General features: G+C 59.3%; 19 protein-coding genes and 2 tRNA genes. 18 read left to right on the top strand and 3 right to left on the bottom strand.

All coding sequences use genetic code 11. The annotated features are described in order from the left end of the window. The first annotated feature begins 20 nt into the window (after positions 1–20). The 10 genes from BN3659_RS01480 to BN3659_RS01435 all read left to right on the top strand — a co-directional run bounded on the left by BN3659_RS01480 (position 21) and on the right by BN3659_RS01435 (position 12,961). A complete protein-coding gene (locus tag BN3659_RS01480) occupies positions 21–1,262 on the top strand; it encodes a DUF4876 domain-containing protein (protein WP_091533991.1) in 1,242 nt (413 codons plus the stop codon). A 7-nt stretch (positions 1,263–1,269) separates the two neighbouring features. After that, positions 1,270–2,160, top strand: a complete 891-nt coding sequence (locus BN3659_RS01475) for an ABC transporter ATP-binding protein (protein WP_091533989.1) — start codon at positions 1,270–1,272, stop codon at positions 2,158–2,160. 11 nt (positions 2,161–2,171) lie between these two features. Beyond that, positions 2,172–2,843 (top strand): hypothetical protein, encoded by a 672-nt coding sequence (locus BN3659_RS01470; protein ID WP_091533987.1) that lies wholly within the window; start codon positions 2,172–2,174, stop codon positions 2,841–2,843. A 17-nt stretch (positions 2,844–2,860) separates the two neighbouring features. After that, positions 2,861–4,090 (top strand): DUF4857 domain-containing protein, encoded by a 1,230-nt coding sequence (locus tag BN3659_RS01465; RefSeq protein ID WP_091533985.1) that lies wholly within the window; start codon positions 2,861–2,863, stop codon positions 4,088–4,090. An 808-nt stretch (positions 4,091–4,898) separates the two neighbouring features. After that, the gene (locus BN3659_RS01460) at positions 4,899–6,155 is read left to right on the top strand and encodes a DUF3575 domain-containing protein (RefSeq protein WP_091533984.1); all 1,257 of its coding nucleotides are present in this window, start codon (positions 4,899–4,901) and stop codon (positions 6,153–6,155) included. After that, on the top strand, positions 6,152–7,168 hold the full coding sequence (locus BN3659_RS01455) for a DUF5119 domain-containing protein (protein ID WP_091533983.1): 1,017 nt from the start codon (positions 6,152–6,154) through the stop codon (positions 7,166–7,168). Before BN3659_RS01460 ends, BN3659_RS01455 begins: the two co-directional genes overlap by 4 nt. 71 nt (positions 7,169–7,239) lie before the next feature. Continuing rightward, positions 7,240–8,238, top strand: coding sequence for a fimbrillin family protein (locus tag BN3659_RS01450; protein WP_091533981.1), 999 nt, complete (start codon positions 7,240–7,242; stop codon positions 8,236–8,238). A 167-nt stretch (positions 8,239–8,405) separates the two neighbouring features. Next, positions 8,406–9,380 (top strand): fimbrillin family protein, encoded by a 975-nt coding sequence (locus tag BN3659_RS01445; protein ID WP_171847671.1) that lies wholly within the window; start codon positions 8,406–8,408, stop codon positions 9,378–9,380. Between the two features lie 37 nt (positions 9,381–9,417). Then, positions 9,418–10,512, top strand: a complete 1,095-nt coding sequence (locus BN3659_RS01440) for a fimbrillin family protein (RefSeq protein ID WP_091533979.1) — start codon at positions 9,418–9,420, stop codon at positions 10,510–10,512. A 10-nt stretch (positions 10,513–10,522) separates the two neighbouring features. Further along, a complete protein-coding gene (locus BN3659_RS01435) occupies positions 10,523–12,961 on the top strand; it encodes a fimbrial protein (protein ID WP_171847670.1) in 2,439 nt (812 codons plus the stop codon). Between the two features lie 219 nt (positions 12,962–13,180). Here BN3659_RS01435 and BN3659_RS01430 read toward each other — a convergent pair. Next, positions 13,181–13,253 (bottom strand) — tRNA-Gly (locus BN3659_RS01430). 786 nt (positions 13,254–14,039) lie between these two features. Here BN3659_RS01430 and BN3659_RS01425 point away from each other — a divergent pair. From BN3659_RS01425 to BN3659_RS01410, 4 genes are all read left to right on the top strand, one after another. Then, the gene (locus BN3659_RS01425; protein WP_091533976.1) at positions 14,040–15,029 is read left to right on the top strand and encodes an acyl-CoA reductase; all 990 of its coding nucleotides are present in this window, start codon (positions 14,040–14,042) and stop codon (positions 15,027–15,029) included. Between the two features lie 16 nt (positions 15,030–15,045). Further along, entirely contained in the window at positions 15,046–15,576 is a 531-nt protein-coding gene (locus BN3659_RS01420; protein WP_091533975.1) for an IS1096 element passenger TnpR family protein, read from the top strand. After that, entirely contained in the window at positions 15,569–16,477 is a 909-nt protein-coding gene (gene miaA / locus BN3659_RS01415; RefSeq protein ID WP_091533973.1) for a tRNA (adenosine(37)-N6)-dimethylallyltransferase MiaA, read from the top strand. The genes BN3659_RS01420 and miaA overlap by 8 nt, the downstream gene beginning before the upstream one ends. Before the next feature lie 38 nt (positions 16,478–16,515). Further along, a tRNA-Leu gene (locus BN3659_RS01410) sits at positions 16,516–16,601 on the top strand. Positions 16,602–16,896: 295 nt separating this feature from the next. Here the strand turns inward: BN3659_RS01410 and BN3659_RS01405 are convergent. Both BN3659_RS01405 and BN3659_RS01400 read right to left on the bottom strand, forming a co-directional pair. Beyond that, positions 16,897–17,898, bottom strand: a complete 1,002-nt coding sequence (locus tag BN3659_RS01405; protein ID WP_091533972.1) for a DUF4062 domain-containing protein — start codon at positions 17,896–17,898, stop codon at positions 16,897–16,899. Positions 17,899–17,961: 63 nt separating this feature from the next. Beyond that, on the bottom strand, positions 17,962–18,873 hold the full coding sequence (locus BN3659_RS01400; protein WP_091533970.1) for a hypothetical protein: 912 nt from the start codon (positions 18,871–18,873) through the stop codon (positions 17,962–17,964). Positions 18,874–19,592: 719 nt separating this feature from the next. On the opposite strand from BN3659_RS01400, the gene BN3659_RS01395 reads away from it, so the two are divergent. The 4 genes from BN3659_RS01395 (at position 19,593) to BN3659_RS01380 (ending at position 25,282) form a co-directional block, all read left to right on the top strand. Further along, on the top strand, positions 19,593–20,873 hold the full coding sequence (locus BN3659_RS01395; RefSeq protein ID WP_253181049.1) for a nucleotidyltransferase domain-containing protein: 1,281 nt from the start codon (positions 19,593–19,595) through the stop codon (positions 20,871–20,873). Between the two features lie 120 nt (positions 20,874–20,993). After that, a complete protein-coding gene (gene rho / locus BN3659_RS01390; protein ID WP_091533969.1) occupies positions 20,994–22,688 on the top strand; it encodes a transcription termination factor Rho in 1,695 nt (564 codons plus the stop codon). A gap of 170 nt (positions 22,689–22,858) precedes the next feature. Next, positions 22,859–23,629 carry a S1/P1 nuclease gene (locus BN3659_RS01385; protein WP_091533968.1) on the top strand — a complete coding sequence of 257 codons (771 nt, stop codon included), beginning with the start codon at positions 22,859–22,861 and terminating at the stop codon, positions 23,627–23,629. A gap of 402 nt (positions 23,630–24,031) precedes the next feature. Beyond that, the gene (locus BN3659_RS01380; RefSeq protein WP_091533966.1) at positions 24,032–25,282 is read left to right on the top strand and encodes an efflux RND transporter periplasmic adaptor subunit; all 1,251 of its coding nucleotides are present in this window, start codon (positions 24,032–24,034) and stop codon (positions 25,280–25,282) included.

Here is a 25,282-nt window from a genome sequence, read left to right as displayed (position 1 = left end):
CTTACATAATTTTTTAACCTATGAGTATCAAACATCTTTTCTATGCACTTGCGGTCTCGGGCATGCTGTCGGGCGCCGTGTCGTGCGCAGACGACGAACCCGAAACCGAGGTCGTACCCGTGGATTTCACCCTCCGGCTGAACATGCCGATCAGTCTGACCGATCCGAAACTGACTTCCGTCGATTGTGCCTTCACCCGGGTCGAAACGGGCGATGAAGTCCGCATTACCGAATTTACGGAGGCGGAGACCGGCGCTTACGAGGTCGTCGCAACCCTCGAAGAGGGGACGTACAACATCGCCGTGTCGGGACAGATCGCCTATACGCTCGACGGCAATACGGCCGAACGCGACATCGAAGCATCGCGCGAAGGGGTCGCCGTGTCGGCTGCGTCGGACGTGCTGACCATCGAGACAACCGTCGCCGCCATGAAATCCGACGATTTCGTGATCGAGGAGATCTTCTACACCGGCACCGAGACCCCCGAGGGTATGCCCTACTACGGCGACCAGTATATGAAGATCACCAACAACTCCGACCGGACGCTCTATGCCGACGGACTGGTGATCTTCAAGTCGGCCTTCATGACCGTCGAAAAATACGATTACACGCCCGACATCATGTCGGACTACTTCTCCGTCGACAGCGGTCTCATTCTGCCCGGTTCGGGTACGGATTACCCCGTAGCTCCGGGAGCTTCGGTCGTCATCGCCGACACGGCCATCGACCACACCGAGTTCAACTCGCTGTCGCTCGACCTCTCGGGGGCGACGTTCGAGTATTTCAACACGCTCGATGACGAAGATATGGACAACCCCGACGTACCCAACGTAACGACGCTTTTCGCCGACGATTTCTGGACGTGGCACAACCGCGGTTTCTATACGTATGCGATCGGCCGTCTGGGGGAAGGCGTAACCGCCGAGAGTTTCGCTTCGGATTATGCCTATACGGTCGAGTACGAGATGGTCGTTCCCGACTACGGCACATTCCCCATGAGCGACGACTATTGGAAAGTTCCCAATTCGTGGATCATCGACGCGGTGAACCTGTCGATCGAGGAGTCGTTCGCATGGATCGTTACTTCGCCGCTGCTCGATGCGGGCTGGACCTACTGCGGCAAGATCGACGGCGACGAGACCCGCTTCGGCAAGAGCGTCCGCCGCAAGAGCGTGAGCACGACCTCCTCGCCCTATTACATGGATACGAACGATTCGACCGCGGATTTCATCCCCGAGACCTCGCCGTCGCTCAAGAACTGATTCCTGCATGACGGATTCCGTAATCGAATGCCGCAGCCTGACCCATTATTATGGGGAGCGGCTGATCTATAAAGACCTGAGTTTCGAGGTTCCGCGCGGGCGGATCCTCGGACTTTTGGGGAAGAACGGCACCGGGAAAACCACCACGATCAACATCCTGAGCGGCTATCTGCAGCCCCGCAGCGGGGAGTGCCTGATCTTCGGCGAGGACATCCGCACGATGCGTCCCGCGACACGTGCGCGCATCGCGCTGCTCATCGAGGGGCATGTGCAGTATGCCTTCATGACCATCGAGCAGATCGAGCGGTTTTATTCGCGGTTCTATCCGCGCTGGAACCGCGACGCCTACTACGGCCTGATGGAGAAGCTCCGGGTGGCGCCGGGACAGCGCATCTCGCGCATGTCCTGCGGTCAGCGTTCGCAGGTGGCGCTGGGGCTGATTCTGGCGCAGGACGCCGAACTGCTCGTGCTCGACGACTTCTCGATGGGGCTCGACCCCGGCTACCGGCGCCTGTTCGTGGAATATCTGCGCGAGTATGCCCAGAGCGAGGAGAAGACCGTATTCCTCACCTCGCACATCGTTCAGGACATGGAGAAGCTCGTCGACGACTGCATCGTCATGGACTACGGGAGCATCCTCGTGCAGATGCCTGTCTCGGAGCTGCTCGCCACCTTCCGGCGTTATACCTTCGCAGCCCCGCAGGGGAGCATGAATCTTCCCGCCGGCGCGGGCATCTACCATCCCGCCGTGCTGAACGGGCGTGCCGAGCTCTATTCGTTCGATTCGCCCGCGACGGTGCGGGGCGTGCTCGAACGTGCCGGGATCGCCTGCGGCGATTTGAAAGCCGAAACGATGAACCTCGAAGATGCCTTTATCGGGCTGACCGGAAAATATTAAACCACGACGTTATGATAAAAGCCATATTTTACAAAGAGTGGATCAAGATGCGCTGGTTCTGCTTCGTGGCGGCGCTGTTCCTCGCCGGATTCACCGCCTACGCCCTGCTGCGCGTCCAGCGCGTGATAACGTTCAAGGGCGCCGCACACATCTGGCAGGTCATGCTCGAAAAGGAGGTCGTACTGATCGACCTCCTCCAATACCTGCCCGTGCTGCTGGGAATCCTCACGGCGCTGGTGCAGTTCGTCCCCGAGATGGCCCAGAAACGCCTGAAGCTCACCCTTCATCTGCCTTTCCCGCAGCGGAGGATGATCCTGCTCATGACCGGCACCGGACTCGCGGCGCTCGTCGTGCTGTACGCGGCGCAGACGTTCGCCCTGTGGGCGTACTTTCGCGCCGTGCTGGCTCCCGAACTCGTCGCCCGCATCCTGCTGACGGCGCTGCCGTGGTATCTGGCCGGACTGACGCTTTATCCGCTCACGGCTTGGGTGTGCCTCGAACCGACGTGGCGGCGGCGTATCGCCGACATGCTGGTTGCCGCAGGCGTCTGCCGCATCTTCTTCCTCTCGGAGTCGCCGCAGGCTTACGACGGCATGCTGCCGTGGCTCTGTGCGCTCCTGCTGTGCGTACTGTTTTTCCCTCTGCTCTCGGTGCATCGGTTCAAACAGGGATGTCAGGATTAAACGAAAACAACAGACTTATGATAAAGACTATCAAGACCGGCGTGCTCCTCGTTTCCGTGTTGTTGCTGGCATGGCTGCTGCCGTGGTTCTACACGTTCCTTTTCGCTTCGCCCGCATGGTCGCCGTTCACGCTTTACAGTTGCATAACGCACAGCTTCGCGTCGATTTCGTACGACGCCGAGGGCAAGGTCGTCGGACGCGATTTCAAGGGCAATACCTACACCGAGCGACAGTTCGACAGCATCCTTCCGATGTTCTACTACCGCCAGCTCGCCTCCGAGGGGCGCTTCCCGTCGCAGATCGAGGGCGTTGCGGTCGATGTCGGCGACGCCGAGCGTTCGGGCTTCATCTTCCGCACTTCTCCTTCCGAGATCAACCGCCGCAGCCCCGGGCTCTACCAACTGCTGGAATCGAGGCCCGCCCGGGTCGATTTCAAATCCCCGACCGACGTGTTCCGCATCACGGGTGAAGGGATCGAATTCGTGGATATGGAGACCAATACCCTCGACCGCGAGAAGAGCGATGCCTTCACCCGCGCCATGCGGGACGAGGGTTTCGCGTTCCCCGCCCGCGTGGTCGCCGGCAACGCATCGACCCGCAAGGAGTATGACAACGGGTATTTTATTGCGGACAATGAGTTTAAGGTCTATCACCTCAAGCAGGTTCGGGGCCGCCCGTTCGTCCGCCGCACGGACATATCCCCCTCGTTGGAGATCCGTCGTATTTTCGTTACGGAGTTTGCCGATCGCCGGCTGTTCGGTTTTCTGGTCGACAAGGACGATCGTTTCTATGCCCTCGAAACCGGGGACTATTCGCTGCACGAACTGCCCGTGGGGACGTTCGACCCCGCGCAGGAGGGGATGATGATCGTCGGCGACATGTTCTACTGGACGGTGATCTTGCAGGGCCTCGGCACCGAACGGCTCGTGGCCGTGAATGCACGCGATTACTCGCGTGTCGACGCATACGCACCCGAATCGGCTCCCGAAGCGTGGGAGCGGCGTGCGGAATATCTTTTCCCGTTCAGCCTTTCGTTCACCTCGCCGCTCGACGGATATGTGAAACCGCGTTTGGGAGACTTCTCCTGTCTCGCTTTCGGGCTCGGGGCGCTGTTGGCCGCGGTATATGCCGTATTGCGCCGCCGCATGCCGCCGGGCAAGCGGCTGCTCCGGATGGCGGGCATCGTGCTCTTCGGGCTTTTCCTCTTCATTCCGCTGCTTGCGCTGGAGTCGTCCGCAGAGGCATAGAAGCCGCTGTCGTATGAAAAAGAGGCTGTCCGCCAAGTCGCGGACAGCCTCTTTTATCGTTTTCCGACAGTCGGGTAAGGACCGCGAACGGCGTCGGGATGGGGATTTCCGCCGGCAATCCGTTTCGCCGCAGCCTCGCCCGCATTTCGGGGCGTGGAACACCGCCTGCCCTGAAAGGGGCGATTTCGAACGGGCCCGAATAGGGCCGAATGCGCTGCGTGTCGGCCGATGCGACGGATAGGCCGCCGGTCCGCGATCGTCCGGCAACAACCGTCTGCGAGGCGGCTCGTATGCCGCAGTGCCCGTGGCGGAAACGGCGGGCGGCGAACCGGCTTCCCGGATGAATGTTTCGAACCGCCCGTCGCCGGGCGAGGAGGCTTCGGACGGTTGCCTGCCCTCCCCCCTCGCCGGAGCCCTCTGCATGCGATTCGCAGATGCGGTGCATGACAAAACGCTCGAACCGCACAGCGGCCGGAAGCCTCGGCATGCGACGGTTTTACGGTGCCTTCGGTCCGAAACCCGGCCGGAACGACCGATTATATGTTGGTTAAATCGTTGGTTTTTACGCACAAATGTAACGAGTTTTTATTTATCTGTCAAAAATATTTCTAAAAAAATTATAATTCAACCTTTTAGCGACACCTTTTTTCCTGACCTTTTTCGGATTATACCTTCCTTTTTCCTATATACTTATTTAAGGAACGAATAAACCGTAACGTATCCGTTCGATAAATGGGTGTCATCGTATGTCGATTCATGTCGGTCCATTACCTGCGGGTACCGTGTCGGATTATGAATTGAATACGATATGAAGTTTCGGAATATATACGTATTGTTCCTGATCCTCCTTTGCGGCGGCTCCGTGAAGGCCCGTCCCGTCGCGGATTCGGTGCAGGTCTATTTCCGGCATGGCTATTCCACCCTCGATCTTTCGCTGCATGACAATCGCCGCACGCTCGATGAACTCGTCGAACGGTTGCAGGCGCTCTCGTCCGACACGACTAAGAAGCTGCTGTCCGTTTCGATAGAAGGCAATGCGTCGCCGGACGGACTGCACGGGGCCAATCTCCGGTTGAGCCGCAAGCGTGCGCAAAACGTCCTGACGTACATCCGCACCCGCACGGCGATTCCCGATTCGCTGATTACCGTGCGGGCCGACGGGGTCGACTGGCGCACACTGGCCGCAATGGTCGAGACGGCGCCCTTCGTTCCGGCCCGGGAAGAGGTGCTGGACATTCTGAGAAACATCCCCCTTTGGATCTACGACGGTCAGGGCCGGATCGTCGACGGACGGAAAAAACGACTGATGGATCTGAAGGGCGGCGCGGCCTACCGTTTCCTGAAGGAGCGTTTCTTTCCCCAGTTGCGCAATTCGAGAATCGGAGTGGTCTGCACGGTCGATTCGCTGCCGCAGGAGAAGCTGCCGCCTGTCGTTCCCGCCGTGTCCCCTGCCGTTGCGTTCGCGCGGAAACCGGTTCCGGCGTCCGGTCCCCTCCCCGGCAGTGTGCCGGCCGCCTCGGGGCCGGAGGCCGAGGAGCGGGAACCGCTGCAACGGCTGGCCCTGAAGACCAACCTGCTTTACGACGCGATTTTGATGCCTTCGCTGGAGGTGGAGTACCGCATCGACGACCGCTGGTCGGTCAATCTGGAGGGCGAGGTCGCTTGGTGGTCTGAAAACTCGAAACACAAATATTACCAGATCGCTACGATCAGTCCCGAGGCCCGCTATTGGTTCGGGACGAAAAAGCCGTGGCACGGGCATTACATAGGCGCTTTTGCGGGCGGCAGCTGGTACGATCTGGAAAACGGGGGCCGCGGTTATCAGGGCGAAGCGGTCATGGCGGGCCTGAGCTACGGCTACATGTTCCCCATCGGGCGCCGTCTCTCGCTGGAAGCCGGGATCGGAATCGGTTACCTGCATACGGAATACGAAGAGTACCTGCCCGTCGACGGGCATTATGTCTATCAGCAAACCAGCCGCACGAACTACTTCGGTCCTGTCAAACTCAAATTCGCTCTCGTTTGGCGGCTGTGGAATGTAAATAAGAAAGGAGGTGCGCGATGAGCCGGTATCTATACGAAGGCGGGCTGCTGCTGTGTCTCGGAGCGCTGCTGTGCGGCTGCCGCAAGGATTTGTGCTACGACCACGAACTGCACGGGCTGAACGTGCGTGTCGAGGTGCGGCCCGATTGGGAGTGCGTCTGGGAGCGGGACTACGGCATGGACTGGGACGACAACTGGGCGGAAGAGGTCTTTTGCTGCGCGTACGAAGCGCTCTGTCCCGAGCCGGCCTCCGGCATCGCCGCTTTCGTCTATAACGCGGACGGGACGCGCTCGGAACGCCACCTGCCCGCGGAGGGCGGGCTGCTGCCGATGAGCGAGGGACCGAAGTCGCTGTTGTTCTGCAACGACGACACCCGTTATATCGTCTTCAGCGAGATGGATTCGTGGGCCACGGCTTCGGCCACCACCCGCACGCGCACCCGTTCCTCATATAGCCAGACGCATGGCGGCGAACGGACGGTCAATGCCCCCGACATGCTCTACGGGGAGTGGATCGAAAAGCACGAGGCCGCGCAAACTTCGGCCCCCGTAGCGCTCGCGGCGTATTTGCAACCGCTGGTCTATACTTATTTGGTGCGCTACGAGTTCGATGCGGGACTGGAGCACGTGGCATTGGCGCGGGGAGCGCTCGCCGGTATGGCCGAGGCGGTTTACCTGCGGGACGGCCGGACGGGCGGGGAGGCCGCGACGATCCTCTACGATTGCGAGTTGAAAGAGTTCGGGCCGGAAGCGCGCGTCGCGTCGTTCGGAGTTCCGGATTTCAGCCCCGAAGAGTATCGGGGACGACGTTCGGAGCGCAAGTACGGATTGAATCTGGAGGTGAGGCTCAAGAACGGAAAAGTCAAAATCTTCGAGTTCGACGTAACCGATCAGGTGGCCTCGCAGCCCCGCGGCGGCGTCATCGCGGTCTCGGGACTCGTTATCACGGACGACGAGGCCGAAGGCGGCGGCGGATTCGATGTGGATATCGACGGCTGGGGCGATTGCGAAGATATCGTGTTGCCGTTGGACTGAGACGGGACCGATGAGAAGATTACGGATAAGTACGTTTTTCATACAACAAACCATTATTAAAAGCGAAAAAGATGAGAAGGAATTTTCTTTTGATTGCCGGAGTCGCAGCGATTCTGGCAAGTTGCAGCAAGACCGAGACGGTCGAGAGGCCCGAGACAGCCGGCATCCGTTTCGACGGGGCTTACATCGGATATTCCACCGAGACCCGTGCCTTCACAGAGATCGATGACCTGTCCGAATTTTGGGTGTACGGGCAATACACCAAAGATGATGCATCCACGGTGACGGTATTCACCAACGACAAAGTTACCGAGGGAGGCGGGGAGAATGTTTGGACTTACGAAGGAGGACAGCGCCCGTGGATCGATGGCGCGACGTACACTTTCGCCGCCTATGCCCCGGAGAATGCAGTATCGGCCGAGGGGCTGAACGATAACGGCTACCTTACTTTTACGTACACTTCCGATCAAAACAATCAGGAGGATCTGCTTTATGCGGCCTATACCCAAAATGGACAGGCAGAGAGCAATGAGCCCATTGCTCTTATTTTCAAGCATCTGCTCTCGAATGTTCAGTTTACTTTCAAAAACGGGTTCGATAAGACCTCCGAAGTTAACGTCAGCGACATTCAGGTAACAGGTATCGCAACGCAGGCGACATTTACCGGTAACACTATAACCGGTACAGGAGACGAGAATTTCGGAGGCGACTGGGACACGGCGACAGGAAATGGTACTTTCGCTCTTACAGATCAGTTGCAGATCTCGGCCGCGGGCAGTAGCGACGGAATCGTCGTCATTCCTCAGTCTGTCGGAACGGTCAGCGTTACCTTCGATGTGGAGGTCAAGGATCAAAACGGCCAAATTATTGCCTCCAAGGACAAAATTTCGGTCAATCTTCCAAACGAGACGACCACAGCGTGGGCGAAAGGCTATCGTTATAACTACGTCGCCACGATCACGCCTGAGAGCGTCAATTTGGAATATATCGAGTTCGAAGAGCCGAGTGTCGACAAATGGACGCCGAGTAAGGATGATGTAGAATTAGAAATACCAGTGTCGGAAGAATAAAAACACGACCTTCGGAACCGCCGTAAGACGGGTTCCGGTTATTGACCGGACGGGGTTGAATGTTCGTTTTCGCGCCTCGGCAACCTTCCGGGCAAATCCGGATTGTTTCCGGCTCGCCGGGAACGGTCCCTTTCCGGTCGCATGAAGAGCTGAACCGAACGAAGACTATGTGGAAAAATCGTAATATATCGACGACACGAACGTTGGCGGCAGGTCTGCTGCTATTGTCCGGCTGTTCGAAGAGCGGCGCGGGAACCGTCGCGCAGGACGAGGCCATCGGCTTCTCGACGAACGTCGCACGCTCCGCGGTAACCGAGTTCGCCGAGAAAGACCGCTTTGCCGTATGGGCCCGCGAAACCCCTGCGGGGGGCGTTCCGTCCTTGATTCTGGAACAGGAATCCGTAACCCTTGAGAACGGCGAATGGGGATACACGAACCTGCGATTCTGGAGAAACGGTGCCGCATACGATTTTTACGCCGTCTATCCGTATGAGCTGCAATCGGCGTTGAAAGTTACGGGTGCGGGAGGAAGTCCGTATATGGAAATTACGGATTTCGACGCCACGCAGTCCGCGGATCTGATGGCGGCGGAGGAAACGGACCTCCGATACACTCCGCCCGCACGGCCCGTAACCTTCGTCTTCCGCCATCTGCTTGCGCAGGTACGCATCGAAGGCCGTGTGGATCCCGCGCTGGCGGCTTCGGGGCGCGTGAGTGCCGAAATCGTTTCGGTGAAACTTTTCGGGATGCCCAAAGGGGGCAGCTGCACGGTATGGCCCGGCGAGGACGGAGTGTGGACGCCCGGAGAGCCCACGACTGCCGATGCGCCTTTTGCCGAAAATACCGCCGGACTGAAGCTGACGGCGTCGGGACAGTCCGTATTCACGGACGACCTGCTGCTGTTGCCGCAGAGTGTCGGCGAGGCTTTCACGCTGGAGATCCGATACCGGTATACCGAGGCGGGCAGCACGTCCGACATCCTCACGAAGAGCGTAAACCTTGCCGAAGCGGGCCTCGCCGCGTGGGCGGCCGGCGGAAGTTACCGCTACACCTTCACGATAGGCGGCGAATACATCTTGTTCGAGCGGCCGGAGGTGGTGCCTTGGATTTCCGCTTCGGGCGGCAGCATCACGGTGGAGTGATTGCCGCGCATATTCGGAATTTAACAGCATACATCCTATGAAGATAAAGACGATATTTCTTTTGTCCCTGACGGTTGCGACGCTCTCTTGCGAAAAGTCGGAATACACGGCTCCTGCGGTGCTTTCCGGCGAGTCGATCCGTTTCGGGATTCCGGACGTCTCATCGGGCGGCGGTCTGTCGTCGCGGGCGGCCGGAGGGCCTTTGGACGAGTTCCCGGAAGGCGGCTCGTTCGGGGTGCTGGGCTACTGTCTGGCGCAGAAGGGCGACAACACCGGCCTCGACCCCAATACGGGGACGGACTCGTGGGAAGCCAAGGCCCCGCGAAGCACGCCCCATCTGTTCTACAAAACCGAAGTCGAGTACAACGGTTCGGCCTGCTACTATACCGGCATGCAGCAACGCTGGTACGAACCGCGGGATTACCTTTACAGTTTTTTCGCTTACTATCCGTATGAGGGCGGATATTTCGCCGTTACCCCCGAGACTGCGGAGGGAATGGGCGCCCCCACGCTGACGTTCTCCATGCCTTTCGAGGGCGGTGAGGTCGAGACCCCGCGCACGATGGAGGAGATACCGGATGCGATGGTTGCTGCTGCGATGGATGCAACGCGCGGCGACGGACATGTGAACCTGCGGTTCTATCACATGTTGGTCGGCCTGAACTTCAAGGCGAACAATTACAACGAGACGCACGGCGTAGTCATTCACGGGCTGCGGCTGGCAGGCACCTTCCACCGTTCCGTCAAAATCGACATCGACAAGGGGCAATCCTATCCGGAGGAGACGTTCCGCGGGACGTTTGCCTTCCTCGACGGTTCGGACGAAACGGATGACGTCAAGGTGCTGGCCCACCAATCGGCCGATCGCCTCGGAGACAAAGTGCTGATGCTGGTGTCCAATCCTACTGCGAATCCGTATTTGGGCGATATAGAGATATATCTGGACTATACCTTCATGGGCGAGGTACACACGAACCGATATATCGGCAGCGTGGCCGACTTCTTCCCGCAGGCGGGTACGATCTACACCGTGGAACTGAATTTTATCGGAGACGCTTTCGTCCTGAACTTCGTGGTGGACAACAATCAGGTGTGGGAGGATGGCGGCGACAGCGATTTGGATTTCGAATAAAAGAGCGGATATGAACAACAAAACGAGCATACGGAACTATGTCTGCGGGCATTTATGGGCGGCCGCAGTATCGGCGGCATTGTGTCTGGCGGGGTGTTCGAAAGACGAGATCCCCGATCGGAGCGGCTTCGGGCATGACGGGAATTTCCGTCTGACGGCCGTGGCGGAGAGCATGTCGCCCGAAAGCGTCGTTACCCGTGCCTCCGATCCGAAGAATGAGGCCGAGCGCGAAATCAAGACGCTCCACGTCTTTCTTTTCGGGCCGAACGGCGAGTACCTGTCGGCGAAGCAGGACGGAGAGCATCGGTTTCAGGGATACCAGACCGCTACGGGCACTTCCACGCTGCTTATAGACAACGACGGTTTCGCAGATGCCGTCGAGGCATCCGGTGCCACCGTGTACGTGGTGGCGAACGTGGAGCCGGGGACATTCGGGAAGATGACGGACGAGGGTTATCCGGAGCTAATACCCGATCTGAAGGCTTTCGAGAATTTCCGCTACCGGCCCGTCGATTATCGAACGCTTGTGGAACTGCCTGAATCGGGCATGCCGATGGTGGGAAAATCGGAAACCGAGGTCGACCTGACGAAAGAGCGAGGCGAGGTCGTCATCGCGATGAAGGCGTTGATGGCACGGTTCGATTTTTCGTTCAAGATCTCCTCCGCGAACGGGGCGGTCGGCGGGTTGCCGTCGCTGAACCTGACGCAATACGAGGTGTGCAACATGGCTACCGCCGTTCCCTTCATCGCTCCGACGGCTACGGACGGAGACGTGCCGCAAAGCGACCTCGATCCGGACGGCGACGGAGAAGCCGACGACGTTAAGGACATGAAAGAAGTGCTCGATCCTACACAGGACATTATCTACAACCAGAGCGGCGAGGCGACTCTTTCGTTCTACGTGTTCGAGAACCTGCGCGAGCCGGGGTACAAGGAATACCCTGCCGAATATTCCTATCCGGCAGGTACGCTTCCGGAGGCTTATCAGTGCTACAAGCCTTTGCTGGCGAGAAACGAGGATACCGGCGAGGTGATACCCGCTACGCATATAGTAGTCGGGGGCTTTTTTACCGATGCCGACGGTATCGTTTACAACGCCACTTGCACGATTTATCTCGGCGGCGATCCGGTGGATGATTTCAATGTCAAACGGAATCACCAGTACCGCAACCGGGTAACGATCGCCGGCATTACCCGAGCGGGCAACCTGCCCGGCGACGTAACGTTCGATGCCCGTATCGACGTGGAGGCGACCAACCCCTATTACATCTCCATATTGCGGCATAAGAACATGGATGCCCATTTCAATGTTACGCCGTTGGATGTCTATCTGTTCGATGAGAATCAAAACCCGACGATGGATATCGAGGTGAAAGATCCGGAAGCCAAAAACTGGGTGCGTATCGAGAGGGTGCCCAAATCCGTAATGGAGAGCGGAAAAACGGACGACAGCGATCTTTACATAGAGCACCCGAGGCAGGAATTTGCTGCCGGTACGGGCAAACGGAAATACTTCACCTCGGATTTGCTGACCGATCCCGGGCAGTTGAAAAACAATACGAAATACGAGGATCTGGGCGATCGAGACCGTATCTATATCTATGTGGACGAAAATATCAGCACGAAGGACCGTTCGGCCGATCTGGTGCTGACCTATAAGGAAAACGGCAAGCAGGTCGGCGAGCCCCATACCATCACGATCGAACAGCACGGACTGCTGAAAGTCAACGTGGAGGATGGCGGCGAACACCAGTATTACATCTATGCGGAAGCCTATGAAGAGTATCTGGACTATTACGACCCGCTCTCTGCATGGCAGAGCGATCAGGTCTACGACGGGCTGCCATGGGGGCCGAAAGATATGGGGTACATACATACGGGTATTCTTCCTACCCATTTTCTGTGCGAATACGATGCCGTGGAGAATATTTTCAAAGGGCGTGAAGGGACAATGGCAATCCTGATGGAGCGGGGAATCTATTCTCAGAAAGAGGTTTGGGCAGGATACTATCCCGATGAACCCCTTGAAGCCATGGAACTGGATGTACGACCTTCCACGGCAGCGGAGTATTGTTACCGTAAGAACAAGACCGACCGTAACGGCTACATCCGCTATGAAGACATGCGCTGGTATCTGCCCTCCATTCGTGAACTGGAAAATATGCTGACTACCTATTACGCCTCCACTCCTGAGTTTCAGAATTCGTTCTACTGGTCTTGCGCAGCGGCAGAAGCCGAACGGGGACTCGGTACTCCGGAGGCGACGAGTTATGCCCGGGCGACGATGGCCCATCAGGTCGATGGAGTTATCAAGCACAAGGAGAGCGGGGCGTATAAATATTACGATTCGTCGCTCGGACCGGCAAGTCCGTACGGCAAGGCATTGCGCACCACCGTATTCCGTATCCGCGCCGTCTATCGCCCCGCGGACGACGCGGAGATAGAGTGATGACGTGCAACGCCTCGAAATAGACCTTCGGCCATTCAGGATGCGGCCGAAGGTCTTTTCCATTTTCCGTACGGGGGCCGGAGGAGGGGGGGGATTCGACGGGTCGTATTATGCAGAGGGGATAAGAGGGCGAGCCTGAAAAGGCTGTTTCGGTCCTGTATTTCCACCCTATGCAAACAAAAAATCAGCAGCCTCATTTCTGAAACTGCTGATTCCCGGAGCGGAAAACGGGACTCGGACCCGCGACCTCAACCTTGGCAAGGTTGCGCTCTACCAACTGAGCTATTTCCGCAGTACGCAATCCCTGTCAGTCGAATTGCGAGTGCAAAGGTAGTGAAAAAATCCGTATATCCAAATCTTTCGAGCGTATTCTGCAAATTTTTTCGTGCGCAAGAGGTTTTCCCCGAATACTTTCATACGTTCGTCGAGAAGCCGGTACCTCATTTCCCGCGTGCCGGGCCTCCGGCATGCAGGGCGGCATCCCCGTGCGTTCGGCTTCCGCCTCTGCGGGCGGTGTCCGCGTTTTGCGTACGGCTTCGTCGATCTGCGGATGGTCGTGCTGGAGCGATGCCCCGAGACCTGTGCTATGAGTATGGTCCGGATCGCCGGTCGGTGCAGGGTCGGGGGCCGGGACCGGACGGGGTGTATACTTAGGTCGGAAATCGTTGTTGGAGATCGTGCTCTTCCGATGGCTCTTCGAAGAAGAGCCTTGTGTCGTATCCCCGTGCGAGGCTGCCGTCGATTTTGGCTTCGGTTGCTGCGCGAGACAAGGCGGGTACGATGCGGCGCTGCGCTTCCCGCACGATCTGCCACAACCGTGCGAGTCGAAGGCCGAAGGCGTGCGTTTCAGGTCAAAGCGGACGGTTGCCTCGGTTCCGTCGTCTGCTGCCGAAGATGCACCGCCGGTCGGGTAATGACTGCGGGCGGTGTCCGGTCGCCTGTCTGAAGTTTCTTTCCGTCATCGTTTCCGAGCCGAGGCGTGAAGAGCGGGATGCACGGCGACGACACGAATGTCGAACCGCCGATTAAACCCGGCCTTGCGGAACAATATTTCCGGCGAAATCGTATCTTTGCGGGGATGAAAAACGCATTGGACCTCTTTACGGAATTGGGACGGCGTCTTGTCCGTTTCGGGCAGGACGAAGCCTCGCGGCGGGCCGCGGAGCTCGCGCAAGCCGCGAACGGCTGGTTTACGTCCGGCGATATTCGGCGGGCCGCAGCAGCCGTCGCGGACGGGATGCTGCGGCGCGAACGGCTCGCGTCGTGGCTGTCGCACTACCCCGTTCCCGCGGCCGAGCCGCGGCGGGTGCTGGTGGTGATGGCCGGCAATATTCCGCTCGTGGGTTTTTTCGATCTGCTGTGCGTCGTGGCGGCGGGACACCGCTGTCTGGTCAAACCTTCGTCGAAAGACCGTCCGCTGCTGGAGTACGTCGTCGCCCTGCTGCGCGAGATCGATCCGGATGCGGCGGTCGAATTCGCCGACGGCGCCGAGACGGAGGCCGACGCCGTGATCGCCACGGGCAGCGATCGGGCCAACCGCTTTTTCCGGACCCGCTATGCCGCTCTTCCCGCTCTGCTGCGCGGCAGCCGGCAGTCGGTCGCGGTCCTCTCGGGCCGCGAGACCGAACGCCAGCTGGCAGGGCTCGCGGACGACCTGTTCGCCTACTCGGGCCTCGGCTGCCGCAGCGTGTCGCTCGTGTTTCTCCCGCGCGGATGCGGCTGGCGGCCGACACCGCTCCGCATGAATCCGAAGTACTGCCGCAACTACGTGCAAACGAAAGCGGTGCTCGTGATGCAGGGCGTCCCGTTCCGCGACCTCGGGGCGGCCGTGATGGTCGAGCGGCGGGCCTTCCCGACCGCGCTGAGCTGCATCTGTTATACGTATTACGACGATGTGTCGGAGGTCGCCGCATGGCTCGCGGAGCACGACGGCGAATTGCAGTGCGTGGTCTCGGAGTGCATCGCCCATTCGCGGCGTGCGGACTTCGGCTGTGCGCAGCGGCCGGCGCTGACGGATTATCCGGATGACCGCGATGTGATGGAATTTCTTGCGGGCCTCGGGAAATAATGTTATATTTGTAATTATGAAAAAGTCTGAAAACAGGTCGATGGTATTCCGTTTCCGCATGCTGAGCGACGAAAACGACCGATTCGTGCGCGATTATGAGGTATCGTACGATACGACCTTGCTCGAATTCCACGATTTTCTCCTCCGCTCGCTCGAATACGAGCCGTGCATGGCTTCGTTCTTCACGGCGGACGACCGCTGGAACAGGCTGCGCGAATTTACCCTGATGGACATGGGTGCCGAAAACGGCGAAGGGCCCGAGCCGATGGAGCGCATCGCGCTCGGGCAGATCCTCCACAGCAACCGCGACCGTCTGATCTATCTCTTCGACCTGTTCGGGGACCGTGCCTACTATCTGGAGCTGACGGGTGCCGCCGAAGCGCAGGCCGGAGCCGAGTACCCGCGCGAAATCTTCGCGCGGGCCGAGGCGCCCGACCAGTACGACCCCTCGAAAACCCGCGCCGACGAGGAGGAGGGGTCGATGTTCGACGAGGCGATGGACGACTTCCGCGAATTCGAAGGCGACGACGCTTACGACGATGAGTAGCGGGCGGCTTGTCGTGATCGTCGGACCGACGGCTTCCGGCAAGACGGATCTGAGCATCCGGCTGGCCGAACACTACCGGGCGCCGATCCTCTCGACCGATTCGCGGCAAATCTATCGGGGGATGCCGATCGGCACGGCCCAGCCGGATGCCGGTCAGTTGCGGCGGGTCGAACATCATTTTATCGCATCGCTCGACATCACCCGGGAGTTCAGTTGCGGACAATTCGAAACCGAGGCGCTGGCTCTGCTCGGGCGGTTGTTTGCGGAGCATGAAACCGTGATCGCCGCGGGCGGTTCGGGGCTCTATGTGCGGGCGCTCTGCGAAGGCATGGACGATCTGCCGGAGGCCGACGCCGCGTTGCGTGCGGCGCTGGCCGAGCGGCTGCGGCGCGAAGGGCTTCCCGCGCTCGTCGAAGAGCTCGGCAGGCTCGATCCCGACTATTGCGATCGGGTGGACCGCGACAATCCCGCACGGGTGCTGCGGGCGCTGGAAGTCTGTTTGCAGACGGGGCGCCCCTTCTCCGCATACCGCACGGGAGTGCGCCGCAAGCGGGATTTCGGGATCGTGAAGCTCGGCGTCGATCTGCCGCGGGAGGTGCTCTACGAGCGGATCGACCGGCGCGTGGACCTGATGATGGAGGCCGGCCTCGAAGCCGAGGCGCGTGCGCTCTACCCTTTCCGGCACCTCAATGCCCTGCAAACCGTCGGCTACAAGGAGTTGTTCGCCTACTTCGACGGCACGTGCACCCGCGAGGAGGCCGTGGCGCTCATCAAGCGCAATACGCGCCGTTACGCCAAGCGGCAGCTCACGTGGTTCCGGCGCGACGGGGAGATTCGCTGGTTCGCACCCGACCGGACGGAGGAGATGATAAGCTGCATAGATTTGGCGTTTCGTAAATAAATTCGTACTTTTGCCGCGTCTTCCGGCGGGAGACGGCCGCTCGAATGGTGGAATAGGTAGACACGCCGGACTTAAAATCCTGTGGCCAGCAATGGCCGTGCCGGTTCGATCCCGGCTTCGAGTACGGATGCGGAAAACCGCACGCTCCGAGCCGGGAGCGCGCGGTTTTTCGCATTTGTCCGTGTCTGTATCCGATCGTTTTTTTCGGAGCCGGTCCGGTTCGCCCGCCGGAGGGGGCGGCTTACTCCCCTCCCCTTTTTCCCGCCGGCAGCCGGGCGTCCGACGAATCGCCGGCGATTCGGAATTCAGGCGGCTCCCGGAAATCCCCGGGGCCGATCGCGGGAGACCGGCGCGAGGCGCTTATTCTCGGATCGCGGTTTCTCGGACGTGCTTCGGAAGGCTTCGCCGGATCTCCGGATTCACGGGTGGGAACGGTCGGACAACATACCCCAGATCGGATTGTCGTTTCCTTCGGGCTGCATTTCCGCCGTGATGAAATCGTCGCGCCAGTCGTCGGGCCGGAGGTATTTGAGCGATCCGTCCTCGTTGAAAAGTTCGTCGCTGATGCAGATGCGCCGCACGTAGTGCCTGCCCTGTTCGGCGCGGCTGATGCTGCGGATCCAGTAACCGGTCTTTCCGGTATCGCCCATCTGCCTGAAGCCCCGTGCTTTGAGCAGACACGTCAGGTCGTCGCGACCTTCGATGTAGAAATTGTAGTCGATGCGCAGCAGCTCCCGTAGCTTCTTGACGATGGGATGGTTGATGCGGATGATGCGGTTGATCTCCTGATCTTTGCCTTGCGACTCTTCCTTCAGGTAGTCGATCATTTCGCGCAGGGTTTTGGCCGTATTCTCGATGTCTTTCAGCACGAGCGCCTCCTTGATCCGTTTGTTGTCGACGAGAAACTGCTTGAAGAGCCCCGCGAACTGTTCGCGCAGGTAGCGGGTGATGTCCTCGGCCGTTTCGAATCCCTTGATGTTGTTGTTGTGCGGCAGCGACTTGATCTCTTCGATGAATTTATAGATGTTGACATTGTCCGCGTATTTGTAGACGATCTCCCGGTCCTTGTTCAGGATGTAGGTTTCGTATTCGGTGAATACGTTCTTGTCGATGAAGATGAAGACCTGCTTGTCCTCCTTCAGGGCGGTCTTGAGCTCCATCTGCGACACGGAATAGCTCTTCTGCTCCCGAATCGAAGAGGGGCTTCCGTAACGTCCGCCGATGATCGAGATCAGAATGTCTATGTTGCCGATCTCCTTGTAGCAGTAAGCCTCCAGTTTCTCGTCTTTGCCGTAGGGAATGTCTCCCTCCTCGTTGCGTACGGGTTCGTAGCCGAGGTTCTCGATGAATTTGTCCAGTTCCAGCCGGATCTGCCTCAGATCGTAGAAGGTCGAACTGATGAATATGCGCGGTTTGGCCATCGTTGGGTTGTTTGAAATTCAGTAAAACGGGCGGTTTGTCGGTCCGGACGTGCTCCGGTTGCGTCAGGAAGGGGTTTCGGCCGATTTCTTCAGTTGCTTGATCGTCGATTCGATCAGGCTGAGCTGCGAATAATCGGGGAAGGATTTGAGCGTCTCGCGGTCGTTGCCGTTCGGGAGGATCGTTACGCCCCGGTCGATCAGCTCGCTGATGCTGTTGATCGACAGTTTCAACCGTTCGACGGCTTCCGGATCGTTTTGGTCGTAATGCGTGCGGACGATCCGTTCCGCCTCTCCCTGCGTGATGTTCCTCAGTTGTTCGCGTTGGGCCTCGATCAGATCCCGAAGGCTTTCGTTTTTGAGTTGCAGCGTTTTGGCATGTTCCTCGAGTATGCGGGCCTCGGCGCGCTTGCGCCGGATCACGGCGGCGCTCCAGCAGATCACTCCGATGAGTTTGACGGCCGCCGCGGCACCCAGACTGACGTAGAAAATGATCGAACCCCGATCGGCTCCGACGATCTTGACGTTCGATTCGACCCGGCTGTCGATCAACGGCAGTTCGATCGACTTCTTCAGTTCGTCCGCCACTTTGCTCAGCTCGTCGAACGTATTGAGCGCCGGAATCCGTATGGAGAGCATATCGTGCAGATCCGACAGTCCGTCCGTTTCGACGATCTCTTTCAGCACTTGTAACTTGTTCTTCAATTTCTCGATCAGCGTTTTGAATTCGAGGTATTCGGTCGTACTCAACGTGTACTCGTCCTGCGGGCTTTTGAAGAGCGGGTGCTCCACGACGGTATGCATCTGCGGCCCGAGATACGGGATGTCGCGCACCAGCAATACGGCCTTTCTCAGTCTGTTCAGATTCTTGATTACGTACTGAACGCGGCCGTTGCTGTTGGCATCTTCGCGCTCCCTTGTAAATTTCATATTGTCCAGCGCCTCTGCAATGTCGTAATAGTGGGGTCCCAAGTTCATCGCTTCATTTGTTTAGGATAGGAAGTAATGTAAAAAACAGTATATATTATTATATGAATAAAATAAAATATACACAAATATAGCAAATCTTTCCCATCTTCCTTTTTTTGCTATGTATTTCGTCGTTTTTTCTATTTTTCGGACCTGCGACGCGCAGAGCCGTCGGGGGCCGCTCCGGGCTGCGACCGGCGCTTCCCCGGTGCCGAACGGAGCGAAGCGCGCAGTTCGCGGCTGCACGTGTGTTCCGCCGGCACGACCTTCCCGTTCGCCGCACGGTCGGGGTTTCTTCGAATGTTGATAAAATTTTCCCGAATTTTCTTGCTGTGTGAAACATATCTATTATCTTTGTCGTTGCGAACTGTATTGATATTTCTAAATAGCATTAGGTGAGTCGACATGCAATCCTATGCGCAGAACCGTTGGGGCACTCGTCCGTGAATGGTACTTACCTAATCTTAGAAATAAGTGATGTGTACAGTTCGCAGCTGCGCACTTTTTTTATATATATGCGAACTGTACACATCGCCGGCGTTCCGATGCCGGCAAGCCGAAAGGCCAGCCTCCGCGGGCTGCCGTCGCCTTGCGACCGGACTCCCCGCAAAAGCTGCCGTCCGCCCGAGTAGTCGAACCGTTGCCCGAACATTGTTTCATGCCTCGCTGCATCCGGCGGATGTGGCGGGGACAGCTCTCTTATTGTCGAATTAAAACGCCTTACAACAATGGAAAACAACACGTCGGCCGCACAGGAACAGCTCGTGCGGCAATCCGAATCATCGGTCTCGCACCCGAACCCCGAAGCCGCATCGAAGCCGGTGCGGTCCGCCGCGAAGATGCCGGAATCCCCGGCCCCGGCGGCAGCGAACGCCGCATGCCGGTTATCCGGTGCGGACCGCCGAGCCGTCGGCGGTCCGGAGTGCGACACGGAATACGAACCGTATAGCGATGCCGAACATGAACCGGACGGCGGTCCGCTGCTCGAATCGGACCGGGGGCCGGAGTGTGGGCCGGAGAACTGCACGGCTCCCGGCGTGAGCTCCGGTCCGGACCGGATCGTCGAGACGGTTGCGCCCCGGCAGCCTGCGCCGGAGTCTCTCTTCGAAACGGGGATGGCCCGACAGTCCGCGCCGGAACCGACATCGGGTGCCGCCGGAGACGGCGCACGCTACGACGCCGACGAGGCCGCCGAGATCGTCCGCTGGCTCACGCAGGGCCTCTTCGATCCGGAGTACATCCTGCTCTTCGGCAAACTGGCCGGAGGCACGCCCTTCAGCGATCCGAAGGCTTACGACCTCATGCTGGTCGTGCGCGAACGCCCCGTCTACGATTGGGTGCAGGTCAAGCGTTACCTGCGCTACCAGATGCCTGTCCGCCATCGTAAGATCCGCTATATGAATCTCTATGTGCTGCCGCTGAGCTACGTGGAGTCGCACAACACGCCGTTTCTCTACTTCAGCCACCGCGAAGGCATTCTCCTCTACTGCAAGGACCGCCACTACTTCCGGCGTCCGAAATCCTGCAACTTCGCGGCGGCCTATGCCGATGCCAGACTCTATTACGACACCTTCGCGGACATGGGGATGTTCTATCTGGAGAGGGCCAACACGGAGTATGCCGAAGGTTACAACCTGCGTCCCGCGGCTCTCTTCACGGCGCAGGCGGCCGTCTATTTCTACCACATGCTCTTCTACGTCTACCACGGCTGCGAGTTCGGCATCCACGATCCGGTGGCGATGCACGAGCGGATGCGCACGCTCTCGTCCGAACTGATGCTCCTCTTCGACGACGACCGCACCGAACGCCTCTTCACGCCCTCGCGCCTCCGCGGATTTATCCGCAGGGCGGCCTACGACGTGCGCTTCACGGTCGATCCCGCAGAGCTGGAGACGCACATGGACCGTGTCGAACGGATGGGCGGGATCGTACAACGCCTGTGCGAACTCCGGCTGGAAAGGTACCGGGATCTCGCGGCGCGGCACGGTGCGGAGCCTCTGTCGCGTTGACCGTGAGCGGTTTTTTTGAGTCGGAGGTTTTGAATTTCGAAATAATGCACTATCTTTGCATACGAATTCCGACAGCCGGACAACCGTCCGGCGATGAAAATCAATTTGAAAACAGAAAATATGCAGGATCAGAATGCACTCGAAGGCAAGACACTTGCCGAGTTGCGTGAAATAGGCAAAGCGCTCGGACTGTCGAACGTCATGGTCAAAAAACGCGAATTACTCGACCTGATCGCCGCTGCGGCCGCTCCGCAGGAGGAGGCGAACGCTGCGGGCGAAACCGTTGCCGCTGCGGAACCCGCTGCGCCTCAGGCCGCCAAACGGGGCCGCCGCCCCCGTATCGCCAAGACCGAACCTGCGTCGCAGGGGGCGGGCGAAGCCTCCGTGCAGCGGGAACAACCGGAGCCTGCGGCCCGTCCCGGAGCGGAGGCGGAGCCGCAGGAGCTCTTCCGGAGCGAGGCGCCGGCCGACAGACGGGAGACGCTCCGCACTCAGGCGCCGCAGGCGGAGCCCAAGCGCCGGGGCCGCAAGCCCAAGGCGAAGGCCGAAGCGCCGGCCGAACCCGGGACGGACGATGTCTTCGGCCGCACGGAGGAGGAGCCCGTGCGCGAACCGTCGGCCGAGGCTGCCGAAGCGTCCGCCGCCGTGCAGCAGCCTCAGCCGTCGCTCGACGACGAGGTGATTACCAAGGACGATTTCGCCGGCGAGATCGAGGGCGAAGGCGTGCTGGAGATCATGCCCGACGGCTACGGATTCCTCCGCTCGGCCGACTACAACTACCTCAACTCGCCCGACGACATCTACGTGTCGCCGTCGCAGATTAAGCTCTTCGGCCTCAAGCCCGGCGACACGGTGCTCGGCGCGATCCGCCCCCCGAAGGAGGGCGAGAAGTACTTCCCGCTGGTGCGCGTGAACGAGATCAACGGCCTGAAACCCGAGTACATCCGCGACCGCGTGCAGTTCGAGTTCATGACGCCTCTGTTCCCGAGCGAGAAGTTCTGCCTCACGGGCAACGGCCACAACAACCTCTCCACGCGCGTGGTGGACCTCTTCTCCCCCATCGGCAAAGGCCAGCGCGGACTGATCGTGGCGCAGCCCAAGACGGGTAAGACGGTGCTCATGACGCAGATCATCAACGCCATAGCCGACAACCACCCCGAGGTTTACATCATCGTGCTGCTGATCGACGAGCGTCCGGAGGAGGTAACCGAAATGGCCCGCAACACGAAGGCCGAGGTGGTGGCCTCGACCTTCGACGAGCAGGCATCGCGCCATGTGAAGGTGGCCGAGATGGTGCTCGACAAGGCCAAACGCATGGTCGAATGCGGTCATGACGTGGTGATCTTCCTCGACTCCATCACGCGACTGGCGCGTGCCTACAACTCCGTGCAGCCCGCATCGGGCAAGGTGCTCTCGGGCGGCGTGGACGCCAATGCGCTCCACAAGCCCAAGCGTTTCTTCGGCGCGGCGCGCAACACGGAGGAGAAGGGGTCGCTCACGATCATCGCCACGGCGCTCATCGACACCGGTTCGAAGATGGACGAGGTGATCTTCGAGGAGTTCAAGGGTACGGGCAACATGGAGTTGCAGCTCGACCGCAAGCTGGCCAACAAGCGCGTCTACCCCGCCGTCGACGTGATCGCGTCGGGTACGCGGCGCGAGGATCTGCTGCTTCCGCGCGAGGTGATGAACCGCACGTGGATTCTGCGCAAATATCTTTCGGACATGACACCCGTGGAGGCCATGGAGTTCCTGCATAAGCAGATGTCCCAGACCGAAACGAACGAAGAGTTCCTCGCCACGATGAATCATTGAAACGCGGAGCGCCCCGCCCCTTGAGCTCCTGCTCGCGGGGCGGCCGTGCGGAGAACCGTCCTTCTCCGGCGCCTTTCCGGCGGCTGCGGCCGCGAGATTTTGCGTGCGGCGTGCGACGTTCGCAAGGCTCGAAAGGCGGGGTGTCATCCCTTCGAATAAGTACCGATACCATGAAAAAATTCCTGCTTCTCGTCGGCTGTCTGCTGACGGCCCAAAGCTTGCTGGCATGGGGCCAGAAAGGCCACGACGTCGTGGCGTACATCGCCGAATGCCACCTCGCGCCCGAGGCGGCCGAGCGGATCGAAAAGGTGTTGGACGGCCGTTCGCCCGTCTACTACGCCAACTGGATGGACAATGCCAGCCACCGGCCCGAGTACGCCCATACGAAGACGTGGCACTACCTCAACATCGACGAAGGGTACACCTACGAGACGATGCCGAAGAATCCGGACGGAGACGTCCTGCGGGCGATCGAGACGCTGGTCGGAAAGCTCAGGGACGGGGGGCTGGAGCCCGACGAGGAGGCGACGGCGCTCAAGATGCTGATTCATCTGGTGGGCGACATGCACTGTCCCATGCACACGGGCCGTCTGAGCGATCTGGGCGGCAACATGCTGTCCGTAACGTTTTTCGGAACTCCGACGGACCTGCATACGGTCTGGGATACGCAGATCGTCGAGGCGGCCCGCCGCTGGAGCTACTCGGAGTGGCAGGATCAGATCGACCGCTTGTCGGACGACGAAATCGTTTTCGTGCAGTCGGGCGAGCCATCGGACTGGATGCGGGAGACGCACGAAATCTGCCGGCGCATCTATGCCGAGACGCCCGAGGGTACGGAGATCTCCTACGATTATGTCGACCGGTTCACGCCGACGATCGAGACCCAGTTGCTCAGAGGCGGATACCGGCTGGCGCGGCTGCTGAACGAGATTTACGGCTGAGGAGACGACGGGCGCGACGGAATCCCTATTTATGGGGATTCCGTCGCGCATGAAAATACGCAAATGTGGCGATTGTGCGGCTCGGCGGAATGTGCGACCTTTGCACTGTGGACAATGAAAGAGAAATATAGCCGTTTTCGCATTGTTTGTATTGTTAATGTTTGTGTGTGAAAAAGTCTTCCCCGAGGGGAGGACTTTTTTGTCGTAGGGGCTTCTTTTTCCCGTTTCGAACGGAACGTGTGGAATTTTTCCACGCTCGTGTGGCGCAATTCCACAAAAAAATTGCTTTCTTTGCAGGGCTTTACAGCCTTATGGTCCTGTTTTTCATGCGGATTATGGCAGATACGCGGCATTGGTCCGGCCTTTGGTACGGAATGAGTTTAACCCATAACAAATGAATTCATGAGATTTGATAAACTCAAACCGGATTTATCGAAACTGAATCCGGAAAATCTGAAACGAACGGTCTCGAAAATATCCCGCGTCCGCTTCCGGCCGACCCGCCGGCAGTGGATCGCCGTCGCGTGCGGAACGGCCGCGGTCGTCGCTCTGCTCGTCTTCCTGCTCCGGCCGCGTCCCGCGGCGGTCGAACTGCCCGTGGTGGAGGTGGAGCCCGTCGAAACCGAGGACGTCAATATTTACGGCGACTACGTGGGCCGCATCCGCGCCCAGCAGTTCGTCGAGATCCGTGCCCGCGTGGAGGGCTTCCTCGAACGGATGCTTTTCGCCGAAGGCACCTATGTGGAGAAGGGCCAGACCCTCTTCATCATCGACCCCAAGGTCTACCGCGCCCGCGTGAACAAGGCCAAGGCCCAGCTCAACAAGGCCCGTGCGCAAGCTCTGAAGGCCGAGCGCGACCTCAACCGCATCCGCCCGCTCTACGAACAGAACGCCGCCAGCCAGCTCGATCTGGACAATGCGATCGCCTCCTACGAGAGTGCCGCGGCCGACGTCGTGGTGGGCGAAGCCGACCTCATGCAGGCCGAGATGACTTTGGGCTACACCACGGTGCAGTCCCCGATTTCGGGCTATATTTCCGAGCGCAGCGCCGACATCGGCACGCTGGTCGGTCCGGGCGGACAGTCGCTTCTGGCCACGGTGGTGAAGAGCGATACGGTGCGTGTCGATTTCAGCATGACGGCGCTGGACTATCTGCGCAGCAAGGCCCGCAACGTCAATCTGGGTCATAAGGACACCCTGCGCAAATGGGACCCCTACATCACCGTAACGCTGGCCGACGGTTCGGAGTACCCCTACCGCGGTCTGGTGGATTTCGCCGATCCGCAGGTCGATCCCAAGACGGGCACCTTCTCCGTGCGCGCCGAGATGGCCAATCCCGACCATATCCTGCTGCCCGGACAGTTCACCAAGGTGCGCCTGCTGCTCGACGTGCGCGAGAATGCGGTCGTCGTGCCGACCAAAGCGGTCGAAATCGAGAAAGGCGGAGCCTATGTCTATGTCGTGCGGCCCGACAGCGTGGTCGAACGCCGTTTCGTGGAGACCGGCCCCGAGCTGGGCAACACGATCATCATCGAGCGCGGGTTGGTTCCGGCCGAGCATATCGTCGTGGAGGGATACCACAAGCTCCGCCACGGCATGAAGGCGGAGCCCGTGCCCGCCCGCACCGAACCCCGAAACGAAGAGGAGGAGTAG

The sequence above is a fragment of the Alistipes sp. CHKCI003 genome, assembly GCF_900021155.1.
GTDB classification, from domain to species: domain Bacteria; phylum Bacteroidota; class Bacteroidia; order Bacteroidales; family Rikenellaceae; genus Alistipes; species Alistipes excrementavium.
Note: the sequence above shows the minus strand (reverse complement) of the source record. Positions and strands in the feature narration are given on the sequence as shown.